A 17,341-nucleotide genomic window follows, 5' to 3' on the forward strand; every position below is an offset into this window, starting at 1 on the left:
ATCTATTTGTTTAAAATACGTTCTAAAACTTGTTCATAAGCCACTTTGAGTCCACCAAGTCCTTGACGGAATCTGTCTTTATCCATCTTCTCTCCACTTTCAATATCCCAAAAACGACAGTTGTCAGGAGAGATTTCATCGATAAGGATGATATTTCCCTCTTTATCTTTTCCAAACTCAAGTTTAAAGTCAACAAGGTTTAAACCCTTTTCTGCAAAGTAAGGTTTTAAGATGTCATTTATCTGGCGAGCCATTCTGCGAAGTTTGTCTAACTCATCTTGAAAATCAACAAGACCTAAGATAAGTGCATGCTGGTCGTTGAGTTTTGGGTCGCCCAAGTCATCATTTTTATAGTCAAACTCAACAAGTGTGAATGGAAGCACTTTTCCATCTTCGATACCTAAGTTGCGAGATAGTGAACCTGTAGCGATATTTCTCACAATTACTTCAATAAGAATAACGTCTGCTTTTTTATGGAGCATATGATTGTCATCAAGCATCTCTACAAAGTGTGTAGGAATACCATTTTCATCCAGTAGTTTAAACAGCTCTGTAGAGATTTTATTGTTTAGTGCACCTTTTCCTGCTTCAGAAGATTTCTTCTCACCGTTAAATGCAGTTAAATCATCTTTAAACTCTGAGATTACTAAGTTTTCATCATCCGTTGACCAAATCTTTTTTGCCTTACCTTCGTAGAGTAACTCTCTTTTTTCCATTGATTTTCTATCCTTTTGTAATGATAAGTGCTTTGATGATATCAGCACCCTCTTTCAGTTGCAAATCTTTTTCCAACATTTTTGGCGTAATTATATCTTTTTTATCTTTTTTATCTTCTTTAGTCTGCGATTTTTTTCCATCAACTTTTTCAAGTTCTTTTTCAAGGTGCTTTTTAAGGTCAGCTTCTTTAATAGCAAACTCATTTTTAAATGTTTTTAGTTCACCTGGAAGTACTTCAATATCCGGTGTTACACCAAGTGCCTGAATTGTTCTTCCACTTGGCAGGTAATAACGTGCAATCGTCAGTTTAATTGCTTCTGTTTCTGTAATTGGCAGAACAACCTGAACACTTCCTTTTCCAAAAGTCTTCTCTCCAATGAGTACTGCGCGTTTGTGGTCTTGAAGAGCTCCACTTACGATTTCGCTCGCACTTGCACTTCCTCCGTTGATAAGAACAACAACAGGAACATCTGTGATAGTGTTGCCTATATGCGCAGAGTACTCTTTCGTCTCGATTTTTCTTCTTCCTTTTTGTGAAACGATTACACCACTGTCTACAAAAAGATCAACAAGTCCTACTGCCTGATCAAGTAGACCACCCGGATTGTTTCTAAGGTCTAAGATAATACCTTTTGTTACAGATTTTTTCTTCTTGACAGCTTTTGTTACATCATCTACTACTTTTTTATCAAAGCTCGAAACACGAATGTAGAGAATATCTTTACCAATCATTTTGGCATGTACAGACTCTATTTTGATGATATCACGAACGATGTGAATCGAGAGCGGTTTGCTTTCACCCTCACGTACAATAGTCAAATCAATCGGGTCTCCGACTTTTCCACGCATCAGTGAAACAGCCTCGTCAATTGTCATGCCAAGTGTTGATTTATTATCAATTTTTAAGATAATATCGCCTGATTTGAGTCCCGCTTTGTCTGCAGGAGTATCATCAATAGGTGAGATGACAGTAAGTGCTCCATCTTTCATACCTACGGTAATACCAAGGCCGCCAAACTCTCCGTTTGTCTGTACCTGTAGACGTTTATAATCTTTTTGTGTAAGATAGTTAGAATGTGCATCAAGATTTTCCATCAAACCTTTGAGTGCTTTGTCTATCAGTTCTTCGATGGTTATCTGATCAACATCATACTCTTCGACAATGCTAATTACCTTTGTGAATTTTGAAAGTGCTTCAAGTCTTGAAGCTTCAGTACTCTCTTTTTTCGCTGTTGTCTCTTTTGCAAAGAGTGTAGAGCTTAGAATAAAACTCAGAGATAATGCTACTGAGACGAATCCCAACGTAATGAATTTTTTGTTTTTCATGGAGTAAACCTGTATATTGAAATGATTGTATATTTAAAGAAAGAATTATACCTTTTGTTATTAAATGCTTCTATATATTTTAGAGCTCTTTGAATTTTTTATAGAGAGCAGGTATGTCTAAAGCATTGATAAATTTTCTGTAACGGTTCAGTTTAGCTTCTGCCAAATCGATTTCTGTCTGTTTTTGCAGGAGTTGCTCTTGAAATTTTTTTAATTCGATTTTTAGTTTAGAGTTTTTCTCTTTAAAAGTAACACCGGCTTTATAAAACTCTATAGCTTTGCGTGCGAGTTTTGGCATTTCATTTTCTAAACGCCAGTTGTTTATAGTATCCATAGGAACATCCAAAATCTTTGCCAAAGTTTCGCGTTTTATCTCAAGTTCACCACAAAGAGTGTCAACAACATTGTTGATTGCGATTTCTACGTTTTGTTTTTTCTGCGCTTCATTTTTTGAACGTTTTTTGAGCTTCTCTTGTATCTGTTTTTGGAACTCTTCTTCTCGTTTGATTCTTCTTTTTTCTTTCTCTATCTCTTCTTGTTTTCGTTTTGCCTCTTCCTCTTCGGCTTTTTTTTCACTCTCTTCATCGAGTTCTATTGTATAGTCAGTATTGTTGTTTATCCATCGTGCTACCTCGATTGCTTCCATCTTCCACTCATCTTCTCTGAGGTTTTGGATAACATTTTGGGTGTACTTATTTGCATAAACTCTGGCAACTGTAGGAGAGGCTATAGTGTTTAAAATGGCTGAAGCTAAGAGGTTTGCACCCTTTTTTGTGTTTCCCCAGTCAAAACTGGTAACCGGGTTTGCATAATCGTGATTATATTTTGTAACTTCGATTTCTATATTTTGATATTTTACTGAGTTGGTGCCATAAAAACCGCGTGAACCAACAAAATATTTTCCTTTGAGATTTTCAGCCATGGCTAACTCCATTTCAGTCGTTTATATTATAAAATTGTAACATTTCTACATTAACAGCTATGAAATGACTATTCTCAATAATGCTTTTACTTTATTGTAATATAATGCTGAAAATTTTTTATTTTAGGATGTAATTTTGAGTAGTATAAAAGAGTATTTGACAAATGACCACAGACGATGTGATGATGTTTTTGCAAAGATGGAAGAACAAGCACATAATTCTCTTCTAGATGCCAAAGAACTCACGCAGGAGTTTGTTGCCGATATGGAAAGACACTTTCAGATGGAAGAGCGTGTTATGTTTCCGGAGTTTGAAACAAAAACGGGTATGACAATGGGACCAACAGAGATGATGCGTCAAGAACATTCCCAAATGAGAAATCTTATGAGTCAACTGCTTGAAGCAATTGAGAATGATGACAAAGATAAATTTTTTGGTCTCTCTGAAACGTTGATGATTTTACTGCAACAACATAATATGAAAGAGGAGCAGATGCTCTATACAATGGCGCAACAGCATTTAAGTGCAGAAGCTGATCGTATCGTAGAGATGATGGACTCTCTTATCGTAGAGTAGGGAAAAGCTTTGGATTTTAATGGCTTATCTATAGATCAAGCACCTCCCATTTTAGCACCACTTCGTTTTTTTATAACGGCACCTATTTTTGGTATCTTAGCAGGTGTTTTACTACTTTTTAGTGATTCTGCTACCTTAATGAGCCGTTACTCTATTGATGCTATTGTAGTTGCGCATCTTATAACTATAGGTGTTTTTGGTTCCATTATGCTAGGGGCACTCACGCAGATGCTACCGGTCCTTGCAAGTGCCAATATCCCAAAAGTAAAAACAGTTGCTACCTTTTCACATGCAGCATTACTGTTGGGACTTTTCAGTATGGCATTTGGTTTAGAGATGAGTAACACGCTTTTATTGTGGCTTGCATCTCTTCTTCTTGGGAGTGGATTTCTTGTGATCATTGGGAGTATGCTTTATGCCATCAAAGGTGTCCAGCATTTTACTGCAAGTATCAAAGGGATGCTGGTCAGTCTTATATTTGCGTTTATGATTGTTCTGATGGGTGTTTATCTACTTTATGGATATGGTGAGAACGATGTGACAGAGTTGCATTATATCGTGGCAAATATCCACAGTGTCTGGGCTGTTTTTGGTTTTGCCGGTATTTTAATAATCGGTGTGGCCTTTCAAGTACTGCCGATGTTTTATGTAGCTCCGCGTTTTAAGCAGTTTTGTAAAAGAAGAGTCGTTTTACTTATCTCTACGGGGCTTTTGATATGGATGGTGCTGAGTATTTTCGCAGAAGAGTACGCTCTGTATGCAAAACTCTGGATAGCTACATTTTTTTGGGCATTTGCAACAACGGTGTGGATAAAGTTCAACAAAAGAAAGAGACCGGTCTCAGATGTAACGGTATGGTACTGGAGAGCTGCGAGTCTCTTTTTGACACTTGGTTCGTTTCTCTGGATATATGACGAGTTTTTCAAACATGAGTATATTGTAATGGTAGGGATTCTTATCGGTGGCGGGTTTATTCTCTCCATTATGCTTGGGATGCTCTATAAGATTGTGCCGTTTTTGGTCTGGTTCCATCTGAATGCTCTTGGATATATGACGATTCCGACAATGAATGAGATGATAAACAAAAATCTCTCACGTCTGCAGTTTGTTCTCTTTATACTCTCTCTTGTAGGTTTTGTCTTCTCTTTTTATATGCCAGGATTTCTTATGCCGTCATCACTCTCTTTTATCGTGAGTATGGCAATACTAGAGTATAATATCTTAGCACCGGTTTGGATATATCGTGCAACAAGAAAGAAAAAACCAGATTTTGATATGAGTGCTTTTAGCATGACATAAAGTGAGAAAGATGAAAAATATAGTACTGATTGGATTTATGGGAGTTGGTAAAGGAAGTGTTGCCCGTGAGGTTGTCAAACATTCTGATTATATTGCAATTGACACAGATGATTTGATAGAGAGCATGGAAAACAGAAAAATAAAAACCATTTTTGAAGAGGAAGGTGAAAAATATTTCCGAAAGTTAGAGAACAATATAGCGAAATGGTTGGAGTCAAGTGTGAAAAATACGCTCATTTCAACGGGTGGTGGATTCTATAAACAAGAAAATTTAAAAAAAATAGGTACAATTGTACTTCTAGATTCTCCATTTGATGCTATCATCAAAAGAATAAAAGAACATCCAAATGCAGCTAAAAAACTGAAAAAAAGACCACTGCTTTCTGATCTTAAGGCTGCACAAAAGCTGTATGAACAGAGACGACCAGAATATTTAAAACTAGCAGACATAGTTATAGATGTGACAGACAAGAGTGCAAAAGAGTGCTCAAAAGAACTTTTAAAAAAGGTAAAAAAAGATGTTTAAAAAGATTATATTAGGCGTACTTCTCAGTGCTACTCTTTTTGGAGCAGAAGTAGATTGGTCCAAAGATTATCAAAGTGGTATCGCAGCTGCAGTAAAGCAAAACAGACCGGTTTTGTTTATTATCTCACGTGATACATGTAAATATTGTATCTTATTGGATAATACAACACTTAAAGATGCGAAAGTCGTCAAAGAGTTAAATAAAAACTTTATAGCAATCCGTTCGTGGACAAATGAGGGAGATTATATCCCAATGGATATTCGTCAAAGCACACCGGGGTTACCGGGAATCTGGTTTCTTTACTCTGATGGAACACCGATGTATCAGCCACTGCTTGGATACATCAAAAAAGATGCTTTTTTAGAAGCACTCTATATTGTAAAAGAAGAGTTTGATAAAAATAAAAAGAGAGTACAAAAATAATGATATTTGTAAAATCAACAGATAATGATTTTGATAAAAAGTTTGAAGAACTTCTTGGACGTGGGAAAATGGACATCGCCCATGTTTCAGGAATAGTCGGCGGTATTATCGATGAGATAAAAAAAGATAAGAACAGAGCACTTTTCTCTCACATAGCAAAGTTTGATAACTGGACTCCGCAAAGTGATGAAGATTTGAAAATTTCTCAGGAATCTATGAGCAAAGCATATGATAACTTGGATGAAAAATTAAAAGCATCGTTGCATCTTGCCTATGACAGAATCAAAGTCTATCATGAAAAACAAAAACCACAATCATGGTTTGACACTGAAGCAAATGGAACAATCCTTGGACAAAAAGTAACTCCGGTTGATTCTGCAGGACTTTACATCCCTGGTGGAAAAGCTGCATATCCATCATCGCTTTTGATGAATGTTATCCCTGCGCAGGTTGCAGGTGTGGAAAATATCGTTGTATGTACACCGACACCGGATAATGAACCTAATGAGCTTCTTTTAGCAGCATGCCACCTCTGTGGAGTTGAGCAGGTCTATAAAGTAGGTGGTGCATCAGCAATCGCTGCCATGGCATACGGAACAGAGAGTATTCCTAAAGTTGATGTCATTACCGGTCCTGGAAATATCTTTGTAGCAACTGCGAAGAAGATGGTTTTTGGGGATGTAAATATCGATATGATTGCAGGTCCAAGTGAGATAGGGATCTTAGCAGATGAGAGCGCAAACCCGAATCATATGGCAATTGATATGCTCTCTCAGGCGGAGCATGATGAGATGGCAAGTTCGATTTTAATTACTCCATCACAGACATTGGCTGATGCAGTTCAAGTGGAGATTGAAAACTGGCTGCAAAAACTTCCACGTGAGGATATAGCTAGAAAGTCGATAGAGGAGCGTGGAGCAATCATAGTAACACAAGATATGGATGAAGCTGTTAAACTGATGAATGAGATAGCACCGGAGCACCTAGAAGTTGCAACGCAGAGTCCGTTTGAACTGCTTCCATACATTAAGCATGCTGGAGCCATTTTCTTAGGACATAATACTCCAGAAGCGATAGGTGATTATATTGCAGGACCAAATCATACACTCCCAACAGGTGGGACTGCAAAATTCTATTCACCGCTTAGTGTAGAAGACTTTATGAAGAAAAGCTCGATTATCTCATTTAGTTCAAAGGCCATCAATGAGATAGGTGAAGAGTGTGCCCTCATTGCAAATACAGAAGGTCTTACTGCACATGAACAGTCTGTCAGAGTACGATTAAAATAGCTTTTTAAACTCTTATACTAGTTACAAAACTTAAGTTTATAACTAGTATAAACCTCTCAAATATTACTTTTCTAAATATACCCATCCGAAAAATTCTATTACAAAATTATCACGAATTTATAACTTCTTTAAGCTTTGTTCGTTAATATAGACATAGTAAAAAAAGCTCGAAATGTCGCGCATAAGGGCTTCTTTTAATGTAAATAAGTCGTAGTTATAAATCTTAAATAAGCCCTAATGGGCCAAAGGAGAATATATGCAATTAGGTTTCCTAGTTGATTTACATCTATGTATGGGATGTAAAGGTTGTGAGATCGCATGTAAAGTGGAAAATGAAGTTCCACTTAGTACATGGAGACTTCGTGTTAAATATGTAGACGTGGGTACATACCCAGAGACTAAGAGAACATTTACACCGCTTAGATGTAATCACTGTGAGAATGCTCCATGTGAGAGAATCTGTCCGGTATCTGCTCTTCACTATATTGAAAATGGAATTGTAAATATTGATAAAGAGAGATGTATTGGTTGTGCTGGTTGTGTAATGGCATGTCCATATGGTGCTATCTATATTGACCCTGAAACACAAACAGCTGATAAGTGTACATACTGTGCACACCGTATTGCTTCTTCTATGATGCCTGCGTGTGTTGTTGCATGTCCAGTTGAAGCAAATATTTTTGGTGACTTAGATGATCCAACTTCAAATATTTCTAGATATATTCAAGATAACAGAGATGTGCAAGTTCGTAAACCGGAAAAAGGTACGAATCCTCATCACTATTATGTTGGAGCAAGCCAAGTTAATCTGAACCCTCTTGCATCAGAAAGAGAAGAAGGTTATAACTTATTTAACAATATAACAAAACTTCCACTAGGAGGGCATCACTAATGGTACATGAAACTTTAGCTGCAACAAATGCAGTGGTTACTTTAGATGTGGCGATACCAGACGTATTTTGGGGTTGGTATGTTACAATGAATATGTGGGCGAAGAGTATCGGTACTGGTTTAGTATTTATGCTTTTCTTGTTACTAAGACGTAATCCTGAAGAGATGAAGGGTTTAAGACTTTCTGCAATGATTGTTTCATTCATTATGATGAACATTTTCCTTTTATTTACACTTGCAGACTTACACCAACCATTTAGAATGTGGCATATATTCTTCTATCCTCACTGGACTTCTGCTATTACAGTAGGTGCATGGATGGCTTCAATATTTGTTGCTTTAGAATCTTTAATGATTGTTGTTATGCTTTTCAAAAAAGACACTGTTACTTATGACAAACTGCTTTTTTGGACAACAATTTTAGCAATCCCTGTAACACTTTATACTGCAGGAATCATGGCTGAGGCTACTGCTCGTGAGCTATGGCAAATGCCAACAGAAGCGGCGCAGATGATTTTAGCAGCGACTCTTTCAGGTTCTGCAGCTATTATTTTACTTGGTGGAAGCAAACTGAGTGATGATACAAAAGATTTCTTTGGTACTATTTTAGGTTTATCTGCTTTGATGGCGTTTATTATCTATATGTCAGAGTATATTTTTGGTGCTATGAAAGCAGAAGAAGTTGCAGCAATTTTACATTATGTAAAAGGTGACGGTGAATATGCTACGATGTTCTGGATTGGACAGTGGGTTGCATATATCTTACCAATGTTACTTGTAGCACTTGCACGTGTTAGTAAAAGTAGCGCTATTTTAAATCTTGCGGCTATTTTAGCAATCGTAGGTCTGTGGGTAGTTAAACATGTTTGGCTAATAATTCCACAGTTATTACCACTTAGTTAAGGAGAAAATATAAATGTATTTACAAAGTAGAAGAACATTTTTAAAAGGTGCTGCATTTAGTGTTGCTGGTGTAGCGATAGCTAAGGGTGTATTTGCAACTGATGCAGTTGCTGAATCAGTTACAAACTCAAAGTTTACAAACACACCTGATTCGATCTCATTTTACCCGGATCAAGCTGAGTGGGATAGCTTTAAAGAGTTAGACGGAACTGACTGGAAACGTGGTGGTATTGAGCGCCATGGTGTAAGAAGTGCTGAAAACCCAGATGGTATCCAAGTAAATGATTATACAATCGTTCCAACAGTTTGTTCAAACTGTGAAGCTGGTTGTGGTCTTACTGCATGGGTAGATAAAGAGACTATGACTGTAAGAAAGTATATGGGTAACCCATTGCATACTGGTTCTCGTGGTAGAAACTGTGCAAAAGGTTATGCAGTACTTTCTCAAATGTACGATCCAGATCGTATCCCATTTCCACTCAAGCGTGCACCAGGTTCTAAACGTGGTGAAGGTAAGTGGATCCGTACAACTTGGGATGAAGCGATGGCAGAGATCGGTAAGAAGATGCATGACACACTTAAAGTGGGTGATGAGATCTCTAAAAAATCAATTATGTACCACGTTGGTCGTCCTAATGAGAATGGTTTCGGTCACCGTGTACCACATACTATGGGTCTTGATGGATATGATTCACATACAAATATCTGTTCTGCAGGTGCACGTCAAGGTACTATTCAATGGGCAAATGATGATAGAAACTCTCCGGATTGGGCAAATGCAAAATTGATCTTTTTACAATCATCTCACGCAGCAGATGCTGGTCACTACTTCCAACAGTCAGCTGGTCTGATTGCAGATGCACGTAAACGTGGTGCAAAAATGGTTGTAATCGATCCTAGAATGAGTAACTCTGCAGGTATGGCTGACTTATGGATTCCTGCATGGCCAGGAACAGAAACTGCACTTTACCTTTACTTGGCAAACCGTGTATTACATGAACAAGACTTAAATGGTGAAGATTTAGTAAACCATGAGTTCTTTAAAGAGTGGGTAAACTGGGATCGTCTAATGGCGAACAGAGAGTATATTGAAAAGCATATGCTTGGTAATGGATATATCTCTAAAATGCCAAAAGATGACAGTTATGAATCTTTCATTGAAATGATAAAAGAGCTTTATTCTCCATATACGAAAGAGTATGTAACTAAAGAGTGTAAACTTGAAGGTATGGAACATAAACTTGATGCTCTTTGGGAAATGTATATAGATGCAGGTGATAAGATTGCAACATATCTATGGCGTGCAGGTCCGATTGGACACCGTGGTGGTTGGATGATCACACGTGCAGGTTTCTTAACATTAGCACTTCGTGGAGCACTTCGTGGTGATATCGGTGGTACTTCTTTCCACCACTGGCATGAAATCTCTGTTGGTGGTAAAGGTGACAAAGCTACAGTTGCAGGTGAGAGACCTCCTAAAGTAGATGTTTGGAATGAGATTGCATGGCCGCCAGAATATCCAATTTCATCGTATGAGATGAGTCATATCATGCCTCACCTTCTAATGGATGAAGAGTGGCAACAAAAATGGATCAAAAAAGGTCTAAAAGTTCCTCAGAAACTTGCAGTTTGGATGCCACGTATGTATAACCCTGTATGGATTAATCCAGATGGTTTCAGATGGATCGAAGCACTTAAACGTGAAGATAAAATTGAGATGTCTTTTAACCTCTCTCCAACTTGGTCTGAGACAAACTGGTACTGTGACTATATATTACCGGTTGGTCTTGCAGGTGAGAGAAATGATCAGCAGTCTACACCATCGAAACCAGAGCAGCGTATTGAATTCCGTCAGGCAGTTCTTCGTGTTGCAGCTGAAAAAATGGGTTGGAAAGCAAAAGATCCTGCACGTGCGACACTTGAAGCACATATGAAGTATGGTCTTGGTGAGATTTGGGAAGAGTCAGAATTCTGGGCGAACATTATGGTTCACCATATTGATCCTGATGGAAGTTTAGGTATCAGAAAATATTGGGCTTCTAAGAAAGATCCATCACGTGCTGTTACAGTACCTGAGTATTTTGATGCGGCTATGAGTCTTCTTCCAAGATTGAAAGAGACTGCAACGAAAATGTATCCAACTGAAGAGTTCCCTGTATATGCTTACATGAGAGATCATGGTGCATGGACTGAGAAAACTAATGTGTACAAACCACAAGAGGAAGAACTTAAAGTTGATGCAAATTATGTTTATGCGCATGGTAAAAAATATCCTAAACATGAAGTGAAAAAAGATAAGTTTGGTGCTTTATGGGTTGAACATGATGGACGTGAACACTCTATCGGTCTTGTAAAAGATGATAAAATACTAGCAGGTTTCCACACAAGAAGTAAAAAACTTGAGTTCTTCTCTGAGTGGTTTGCTGAGTGGAAATGGCCGGAATATGCAATTCCTGTATATCCACGTAATGAAAAAGAGTTAAAGAAAATGGAGCATGTTGTAACACAGGTGCACCATACAATGATGAAAGGTGACAATGAGTTTGCTCTAAATACTGTATTTAGACTACCATACAACATTCACACACGTTCTGTAAACTCGAAACATCTTATGGAGATTTCACAAAACCATAACCCTGTTTGGATCTATACAAAAGATGCAGAGAAACTTGGAATCAAGCGTGGAGATGCTATCCGTGTTAATGTAACAGATACAGTATCTGGTCTTGATTCTGGTTACTTTGTAGGTATGGCTGTTCCAACAGAAGCAACACGTCCTGGTGTACTTGCTTGTTCACACCACGCTGGTCGTTGGAAACTTAAAGATGCTGTAAATATTCCTGGTTTTGAGCATGCTCTTGGAATCATGGGTGTTGGTGCTCCTCGTTATGATATGACAAATGACGGTAAAATTGGAACACTAAAACCAGCAGAGGGAATTCAAAAACGTCATGCAGGTCATAACCTATGGCAGTTCAAAGAGTTTAATAAAGACCTTGACAACATCTGGTGGGATGGTCTAAGTGGTGCATGGCAAAATGCTGTTGCTCCTTCTCATCCGGATCCAATTGCGGGTAACCATGCATGGCATTTAAAAGTTGTGATTGAAAAAGCACAACCAAGTGACAAAATTGGTGATATCTATGTAAACTATGAAAACAACTTCAAAGTTTACCAAGCATGGAGAGATCAACTTACTCGTCCACTTGATCATAATGATACAGAAAGACGTCCGTGGTTCATTAAACGTCCAGCGGTTCCTCTCTCTAAAAAAGCTTATGAGGTTCATATTAAAGCTTAATTTACTTATTAAAGCCCACTTCAAGTGTGGCTTTAATATACTTCTACAAAACAAATAATTATCCAAAGGTACATCCTATTATGCAAGAAGAGATCTTGACAGAACAATCAGCACGCGTAAATATATATGCCCTGATTTCCAGAATTTTAATGAATGAAATTGATGAAGAGTTATTAGAGTTAATACTAAAAGATGAAAATATACTCTCGTTCTTCCCAAACTTCCAAAAGTGGGATAAGCGTAAAAGTATGAGTAACAAAGACTTGATAGAGCGTTATCTTAATGTTGATTTTACTAATCTCTTTTTACTTCATTTAGTACCCTATGAGTCATTCTATATGAGAGAAGACCAAATGATGGAAACAGGTGGTGAAAACCCTGTTCAAAAACTTTATAATGATTTTGATTTTAGAGTTGAACTTGATCAGGCTCGTGTTATGGCGGGTGATCATATCGGTGTAGAGTTAGAGTTTATGTTCAAACTTTGTGAAGCTGAGTACAGAGCACTTGAAGATGGTGCCTATGAAGTTGCATCAGAGATAGCAGAGATAGAGTATAACTTTTTAAAAGAGCATCTTGTTGAGTGGGCACCAATGTTTTTACTCAATGTAAAAAGTGAAGCAGGTACGGCTCTTTATTTTGATGCAGCTGATTTGGCTTTAGAGTTTATTTTGAGTGATTTTGAGTATCTGAGCAAATTGAAAAAGAGTGATTTTAAGCACTTGGCAGTAGAGGAGTCTAAATAATGGATATCAAAGATTTAAATGATTTAAGAAGTGACTTTGAATCACTGCAAAGAGGTATACAGGATGAAAGCTGTATAGATGGATGTGTGACAGATGAGGAGAGTTATGAAGATTATCCTGATTATCTAGCAGCAATTTATACAGAGGTCATGCCACCGGTAAAAAGTGGTGTCTACTTTTCTCGTTGGGACCTGAAGGCGATGGCTGCAGAGCTTGATGAATCATTTTCGCTTGATGTGCGTGAGCGTATGTTTAAACGCTTTATGCAGTGGGTTGGAACACCTGATGATATGCAGAAGCTCGTTGCAGAGTTTAAGAGAAATATTGATATGAAATGCGATATGTACCGTGAGTACGCTGAAAAGTATCCATCAACAAAAGAGATATTTGATGCGAAGATAAAAAAAGCTGATGCAGCAAAAAAATATCTAGATAAAGTGTATGTGGAGTTCTTTACTTAATCCACACTCCCTAAGATATCATCACTGATTTCATATTTGTCGCTGGTATCTTTTTCAAATGTAGAGAGAAAGCTTGCAATAGCAGCAATCTCTTTCTCATTTAATCCTTTTGCAAAAGTGAACATTATCTCAGCCTTTTGTGATTTTGCCTCTCCTTTTTTAAATGCTTCGAGCTTTTCGATCAGATAACCCTCTTTTTTATTTGCAAGTCTAGGGTAATAACTGCTTCCTTCTGCCTCTGTACCATGACAGTTATTACATCCGTTTTGGTAATAAAGGTCCTTTCCTTGTTCATACACTGAGGCATTAAGCAAGTTGCATATAAGAATAAAAAGTAAACTAGCTTTCATTATTTCCTCTTTTTAATCGTTGTTAGTATCTCTTTTTTTATAGTAGAAAAACCTTTGGTTTGATTCTTATGATAAACCATATTCTCAAGCTCATTATAATAGCTCTCCAAATTATAAGCAGTGTAAGAGTGCATCAGTATGTAAAGTAACTCTTTTGCATTTTTTGCATTTTGTATATCCAAAAACTCTTCTTTGTTTTTTCTCATAAGAGGTATTTTTATCTTTGCTGTTATAAAACCGGCCAAGAAGATAATCAGGTAGATCAAGAATGTTTTTATCTCCTCTGTATAGTCTTCTTTTTTAGGATAATCAGTTGTATCGAGAAGTTCAGATTTCGGTAGCTCTTTTACAGTTATTTTATACTCTTTTGTTTTAAGAGAATAGTAGAGATTGTTCTTTGGAGAGTAGCAGTGTATCTCTTTGGAAGCAATTGTGAAACTTTTGGTACCAACAAGCGCATAGCTAAATTCTCTTTGTATTTTATAGCCATCTTTTGTTGCTTTGTTGTAGTGTTTTATGACATCTTTAAAGATATCTACATCTGCTATCTTCTCTATAGGCTCTATACTAAACTCATCAAAACCGATACCTTGAAGATAGTATTTGATATTGACACTTTCATATGCTTTGACAGAGGTTTTGTCGATTTTTGATGAGAGTTTAAAATCACCAACTAAAGCAACATCACGTTGAAGTTTTTTGACATTGAGTTCAAGTGGTTGCACTTTTACTTCAGTATTATCTGTTTCAATCCATTTTACATTGTCACGGCTTCCTTCATAAACCTGTGCAACAGCCTGATCACTTGCAACTTTTATGATGAAGTCAAAACCCACAGTGATTTTACCGCTTTTGAGTGGAAAGAGAAGATATCTGAACCTTGTTTTTTTCTCATGGTAAGCAAGTTCTTCTGCCTCTTTTTGTAAAAGTACTATCTTATAATCTTTTGACTTTTTTGGTGTAAGAAAAAAGAACATTACATCTATTTTGTCTTTTTGATGTGCTACAAAGCTGATCTCTACAGCCTCTTTTTCAAAAGGATTCTTTTTGTTTACAGTGAGTTTGAAATCTGCAAGCGGAGATGCAAAACTCTGCAGTGTTAGTACGAGCAGTAAAAGGGTTATCCTACCAAGGATGTTGTTCATTTGTGTATCCTTTATTGATAAGCTCATAGACTTTATAGCCTATTTTGTATTTTTCTTTATTTGTTTTTTTGCTGCTCTGCATAGCTTTACTCTTTTTTTTCTTTGACTTGTTCGCACCTGAGCCTGCACTTTTCTGTGAGGCCTTTTGATTTGCATTTGAGCTAGAAGAAGAACTTTTTGATCTCTTTTTTTTTACATTCTCTTTTTTGCTTGCAGCTGTTTTTTTCTTGACTTCATTTTTTGGGAGCATATCGGAGATATCTACACCCTCTTTGAGTTGGAGTTGATAGAGTCTGAAGAGATTGGCTCTCGCATCTTTATCTTCTCCGAGTCCAAGTGCTTTTTGATAGTAAATCTTTGCTCTGTCATATTTCTTTAATTTTACAGCACAATTACCTAGATTATAGTAAATTTTTTGTTTTATTTGAGGGTTTGTTGACTCTATTTTTGTAAAAAGTTCTATAGCCTTTTTATACTTTTTCGCTTTATAGTAAGCTACTGCTGCATTATAGTAACTTGCAACAGATGGTGTTGTTTTTAAAAAGGCATCTGCACTTTTGTCAAATTGCGCAGCCTTAAAACTTTGTTTAGCCTCTTTTAGGTAATAAAAATCAAAAAGTGTAGAAGCATGGGTCTGATGTGGCATAAAGAGCAGAGGAATAAACAGATAGAGCTGATGAATTTTTGTCACAGCCATGAAAAAGAGGATGAGTGCTATAAAAAGTGGGTAGATAAATAGCTCTGTATAGCTTAGTTCTTTTACTTTTGTCTCTTTCGTTTTAGTATCTGTTTTGATGTCTGCGATGAGGCTGCGTGAGATATCATCACTCGAACTCAGTTCATAATACTTTCCTCCACACTCAAGTGCCAAAGGTTTTAAGATAGGGTTTATTCTCGATATTACAAGATTGTCATTGTTGTCTTTTAAGGTTTTTCCATCTTTTTTCAGTACTGTCCCTTTTATTGAACCAATAGCAACGATATAGGGTATGATGGTATTCTTTTTACAGATTTTTATGAGAGATTCTAAATCATGATCTTCACCTCCGTCAGAAAATATAAGGAGCTTTTTCTTCTCAAAGGAGGTCTTTGCAATGGTCTCAAAAAGTGCTAAAAGGGATGTTCCCTTTGTAAGGATATACTTTGGTTCAAGAGAGTTCAGTGCCTGCATACTGATAGCTGTGTCCGTTGTTGGAGGAGAGATAAGCATCGCATTTGTTGTAAAAGCAAAGAGAGAAAAGCGGTCTCTATTTAAAGACTCTATGACTTTTTGGATATTTTGTTTGGCAACTGCGTAACGTGAGGGAGTAAGGTCATCAGCCTGCATTGAGTAAGAAGCATCAAGCGCTATGATAAAATCCTCTGCATCAAACTTTTGTTCATTAAAACCTTTGATGATAACAGGTCTGCTGAGTGCTAATAGAATAAAAAAAAGTGCGAGATAAAAGAGTCTTTTTTGGCGTTTTTTATAGCTTTCTTCAGCAGTGCTACTGTTCTTATAAAGCAAAAAGAGTGGTAAGAGAAAAAATAAAACCCAAGGATAGAGAAGTGTCATACTAACTCCTCTTTATATTTAAGGAGTAAAAAGGCAAGTAAAATTCCTGCTGCTGCCAAAGGATAGATATAGAGCAATTGCTTGTGCAGGTAGTGTTGTGAACGTATTTTACTTGGTTCCAATGTATCTATAGACTTATAAATATCACGAAGCATCTGTGCATCTGTAGCTGCAAACATTTTCCCCTTTGTGTTGTTGGCAATGAGAGAAAGCAGTTTCGCATCAAAAGAGTTTTTCTCTCCTATACCTATCGCATAGATTTTCACACCCATTTTTTTTGCACGCTCTACAGCTTCTTTTACAGAGATAGAACCACTGTTTTGATACCCGTCTGTTATTAAGATAATGACCTTCTCTTTTGCCTCTCCTTTTTGTAAGATTCTCAATCCACTTGCAAGACCTTCTCCGATGGCGGTAGAATCACCTGCTATACCGACATCAAAAAAATCCAGTAGGAACTTGATACTGTTCATATCATAAGTCAGTGGTATTGCAGCATAGGCATAGCTACCAAATATCGCTACACCGACATTATCATCATACCGTTTTGCAATGAATTCATTGAGCAGCTCTTTTAGAACTGTAAATTTCTTTTTTTGGCTCTCCTCTTTGTCAAAACCACTCTCTGCCATGGAACCGCTGGTATCAAGTACAAAAGCAAGGTCACGGCCTTTGCGTTTGTTGGAACTTTTTTGATCGTAACTAAGAGGAGAGGCAAGGGCCGTCACGAGCAGTGTCAAGATGAGAGAATAGAGCAGCTTGTCTCTGCTTATAAACGCTGTTTTTTTACTAAAAAGCTCAGTATGTGGAAAGATTATCTCTTTGATGCTTTGCGGACATTTGTAGATACAGATAATTAACAAAAGCAGAACAAAGGCATAAGGATACTCAAACTCAAAGTTATGCATA

Annotated in this window: 17 protein-coding genes; 10 read left to right on the forward strand and 7 right to left on the reverse strand. The window is 37.1% G+C overall.

What is annotated here, in order from left to right:
- Nucleotides 1-2 precede the first annotated feature (2 nt).
- The 3 genes from purC to MNY27_RS03715 all read right to left on the reverse strand — a co-directional run bounded on the left by purC (nucleotide 3) and on the right by MNY27_RS03715 (nucleotide 2,965).
- Nucleotides 3-716: a phosphoribosylaminoimidazolesuccinocarboxamide synthase gene (purC, locus tag MNY27_RS03705; RefSeq protein ID WP_152183980.1), complete on the reverse strand. Its 714-nt coding sequence runs from the start codon at nucleotides 714-716 to the stop codon at nucleotides 3-5.
- Between the two features lie 7 nt (nucleotides 717-723).
- Nucleotides 724-2,043: a S41 family peptidase gene (locus MNY27_RS03710; protein WP_152183981.1), complete on the reverse strand. Its 1,320-nt coding sequence runs from the start codon at nucleotides 2,041-2,043 to the stop codon at nucleotides 724-726.
- Between the two features lie 79 nt (nucleotides 2,044-2,122).
- Nucleotides 2,123-2,965 carry a DUF6166 domain-containing protein gene (locus MNY27_RS03715; protein ID WP_152183982.1) on the reverse strand — a complete coding sequence of 281 codons (843 nt, stop codon included), beginning with the start codon at nucleotides 2,963-2,965 and terminating at the stop codon, nucleotides 2,123-2,125.
- A gap of 136 nt (nucleotides 2,966-3,101) precedes the next feature.
- Between MNY27_RS03715 and MNY27_RS03720 the strand changes: the two genes are divergently transcribed.
- The 10 genes from MNY27_RS03720 (at nucleotide 3,102) to MNY27_RS03765 (ending at nucleotide 13,382) form a co-directional block, all read left to right on the forward strand.
- Nucleotides 3,102-3,542, forward strand: coding sequence for a hemerythrin domain-containing protein (locus tag MNY27_RS03720; protein ID WP_152183983.1), 441 nt, complete (start codon nucleotides 3,102-3,104; stop codon nucleotides 3,540-3,542).
- A gap of 9 nt (nucleotides 3,543-3,551) precedes the next feature.
- Nucleotides 3,552-4,841, forward strand: coding sequence for a hypothetical protein (locus MNY27_RS03725; protein ID WP_152183984.1), 1,290 nt, complete (start codon nucleotides 3,552-3,554; stop codon nucleotides 4,839-4,841).
- A 10-nt stretch (nucleotides 4,842-4,851) separates the two neighbouring features.
- Entirely contained in the window at nucleotides 4,852-5,367 is a 516-nt protein-coding gene (locus tag MNY27_RS03730) for a shikimate kinase (RefSeq protein ID WP_152183985.1), read from the forward strand.
- Nucleotides 5,360-5,791, forward strand: a complete 432-nt coding sequence (locus MNY27_RS03735) for a DUF255 domain-containing protein (RefSeq protein ID WP_152183986.1) — start codon at nucleotides 5,360-5,362, stop codon at nucleotides 5,789-5,791. The genes MNY27_RS03730 and MNY27_RS03735 overlap by 8 nt, the downstream gene beginning before the upstream one ends.
- Nucleotides 5,791-7,080 carry a histidinol dehydrogenase gene (gene hisD / locus MNY27_RS03740; RefSeq protein ID WP_152183987.1) on the forward strand — a complete coding sequence of 430 codons (1,290 nt, stop codon included), beginning with the start codon at nucleotides 5,791-5,793 and terminating at the stop codon, nucleotides 7,078-7,080. Before MNY27_RS03735 ends, hisD begins: the two co-directional genes overlap by 1 nt.
- Before the next feature lie 256 nt (nucleotides 7,081-7,336).
- Entirely contained in the window at nucleotides 7,337-7,972 is a 636-nt protein-coding gene (locus tag MNY27_RS03745) for a 4Fe-4S dicluster domain-containing protein (protein WP_152183988.1), read from the forward strand.
- Complete coding sequence (gene nrfD, locus MNY27_RS03750) at nucleotides 7,972-8,874, forward strand: NrfD/PsrC family molybdoenzyme membrane anchor subunit (protein ID WP_152183989.1); 903 nt, start codon at nucleotides 7,972-7,974, stop codon at nucleotides 8,872-8,874. Before MNY27_RS03745 ends, nrfD begins: the two co-directional genes overlap by 1 nt.
- 13 nt (nucleotides 8,875-8,887) lie before the next feature.
- Nucleotides 8,888-12,175, forward strand: a complete 3,288-nt coding sequence (locus tag MNY27_RS03755; protein WP_152183990.1) for a molybdopterin-dependent oxidoreductase — start codon at nucleotides 8,888-8,890, stop codon at nucleotides 12,173-12,175.
- A gap of 80 nt (nucleotides 12,176-12,255) precedes the next feature.
- Complete coding sequence (locus MNY27_RS03760) at nucleotides 12,256-12,921, forward strand: molecular chaperone TorD family protein (RefSeq protein ID WP_188109458.1); 666 nt, start codon at nucleotides 12,256-12,258, stop codon at nucleotides 12,919-12,921.
- A complete protein-coding gene (locus tag MNY27_RS03765; RefSeq protein ID WP_152183991.1) occupies nucleotides 12,921-13,382 on the forward strand; it encodes a hypothetical protein in 462 nt (153 codons plus the stop codon). Before MNY27_RS03760 ends, MNY27_RS03765 begins: the two co-directional genes overlap by 1 nt.
- On the opposite strand, the gene MNY27_RS03770 is transcribed toward MNY27_RS03765, so the two are convergent.
- Genes MNY27_RS03770 through MNY27_RS03785 form a run of 4 tightly spaced genes read right to left on the reverse strand, consistent with a single transcriptional unit; the run spans nucleotide 13,379 to nucleotide 17,340 of the window.
- On the reverse strand, nucleotides 13,379-13,732 hold the full coding sequence (locus tag MNY27_RS03770; RefSeq protein ID WP_152183992.1) for a c-type cytochrome: 354 nt from the start codon (nucleotides 13,730-13,732) through the stop codon (nucleotides 13,379-13,381). The genes MNY27_RS03765 and MNY27_RS03770 overlap by 4 nt on opposite strands.
- Nucleotides 13,732-14,877: a BatD family protein gene (locus MNY27_RS03775; RefSeq protein WP_188109459.1), complete on the reverse strand. Its 1,146-nt coding sequence runs from the start codon at nucleotides 14,875-14,877 to the stop codon at nucleotides 13,732-13,734. Before MNY27_RS03775 ends, MNY27_RS03770 begins: the two co-directional genes overlap by 1 nt.
- Nucleotides 14,858-16,432, reverse strand: coding sequence for a VWA domain-containing protein (locus tag MNY27_RS03780; protein ID WP_152183994.1), 1,575 nt, complete (start codon nucleotides 16,430-16,432; stop codon nucleotides 14,858-14,860). The genes MNY27_RS03775 and MNY27_RS03780 overlap by 20 nt, the downstream gene beginning before the upstream one ends.
- Nucleotides 16,429-17,340, reverse strand: a complete 912-nt coding sequence (locus MNY27_RS03785) for a VWA domain-containing protein (protein ID WP_152183995.1) — start codon at nucleotides 17,338-17,340, stop codon at nucleotides 16,429-16,431. Before MNY27_RS03785 ends, MNY27_RS03780 begins: the two co-directional genes overlap by 4 nt.
- Between the last annotated feature and the right edge of the window lies 1 nt (nucleotide 17,341).

It is taken from the genome of Sulfurimonas sp. NWX79, from assembly GCF_039667035.1.
Classification (GTDB): domain Bacteria; phylum Campylobacterota; class Campylobacteria; order Campylobacterales; family Sulfurimonadaceae; genus Sulfurimonas; species Sulfurimonas indica.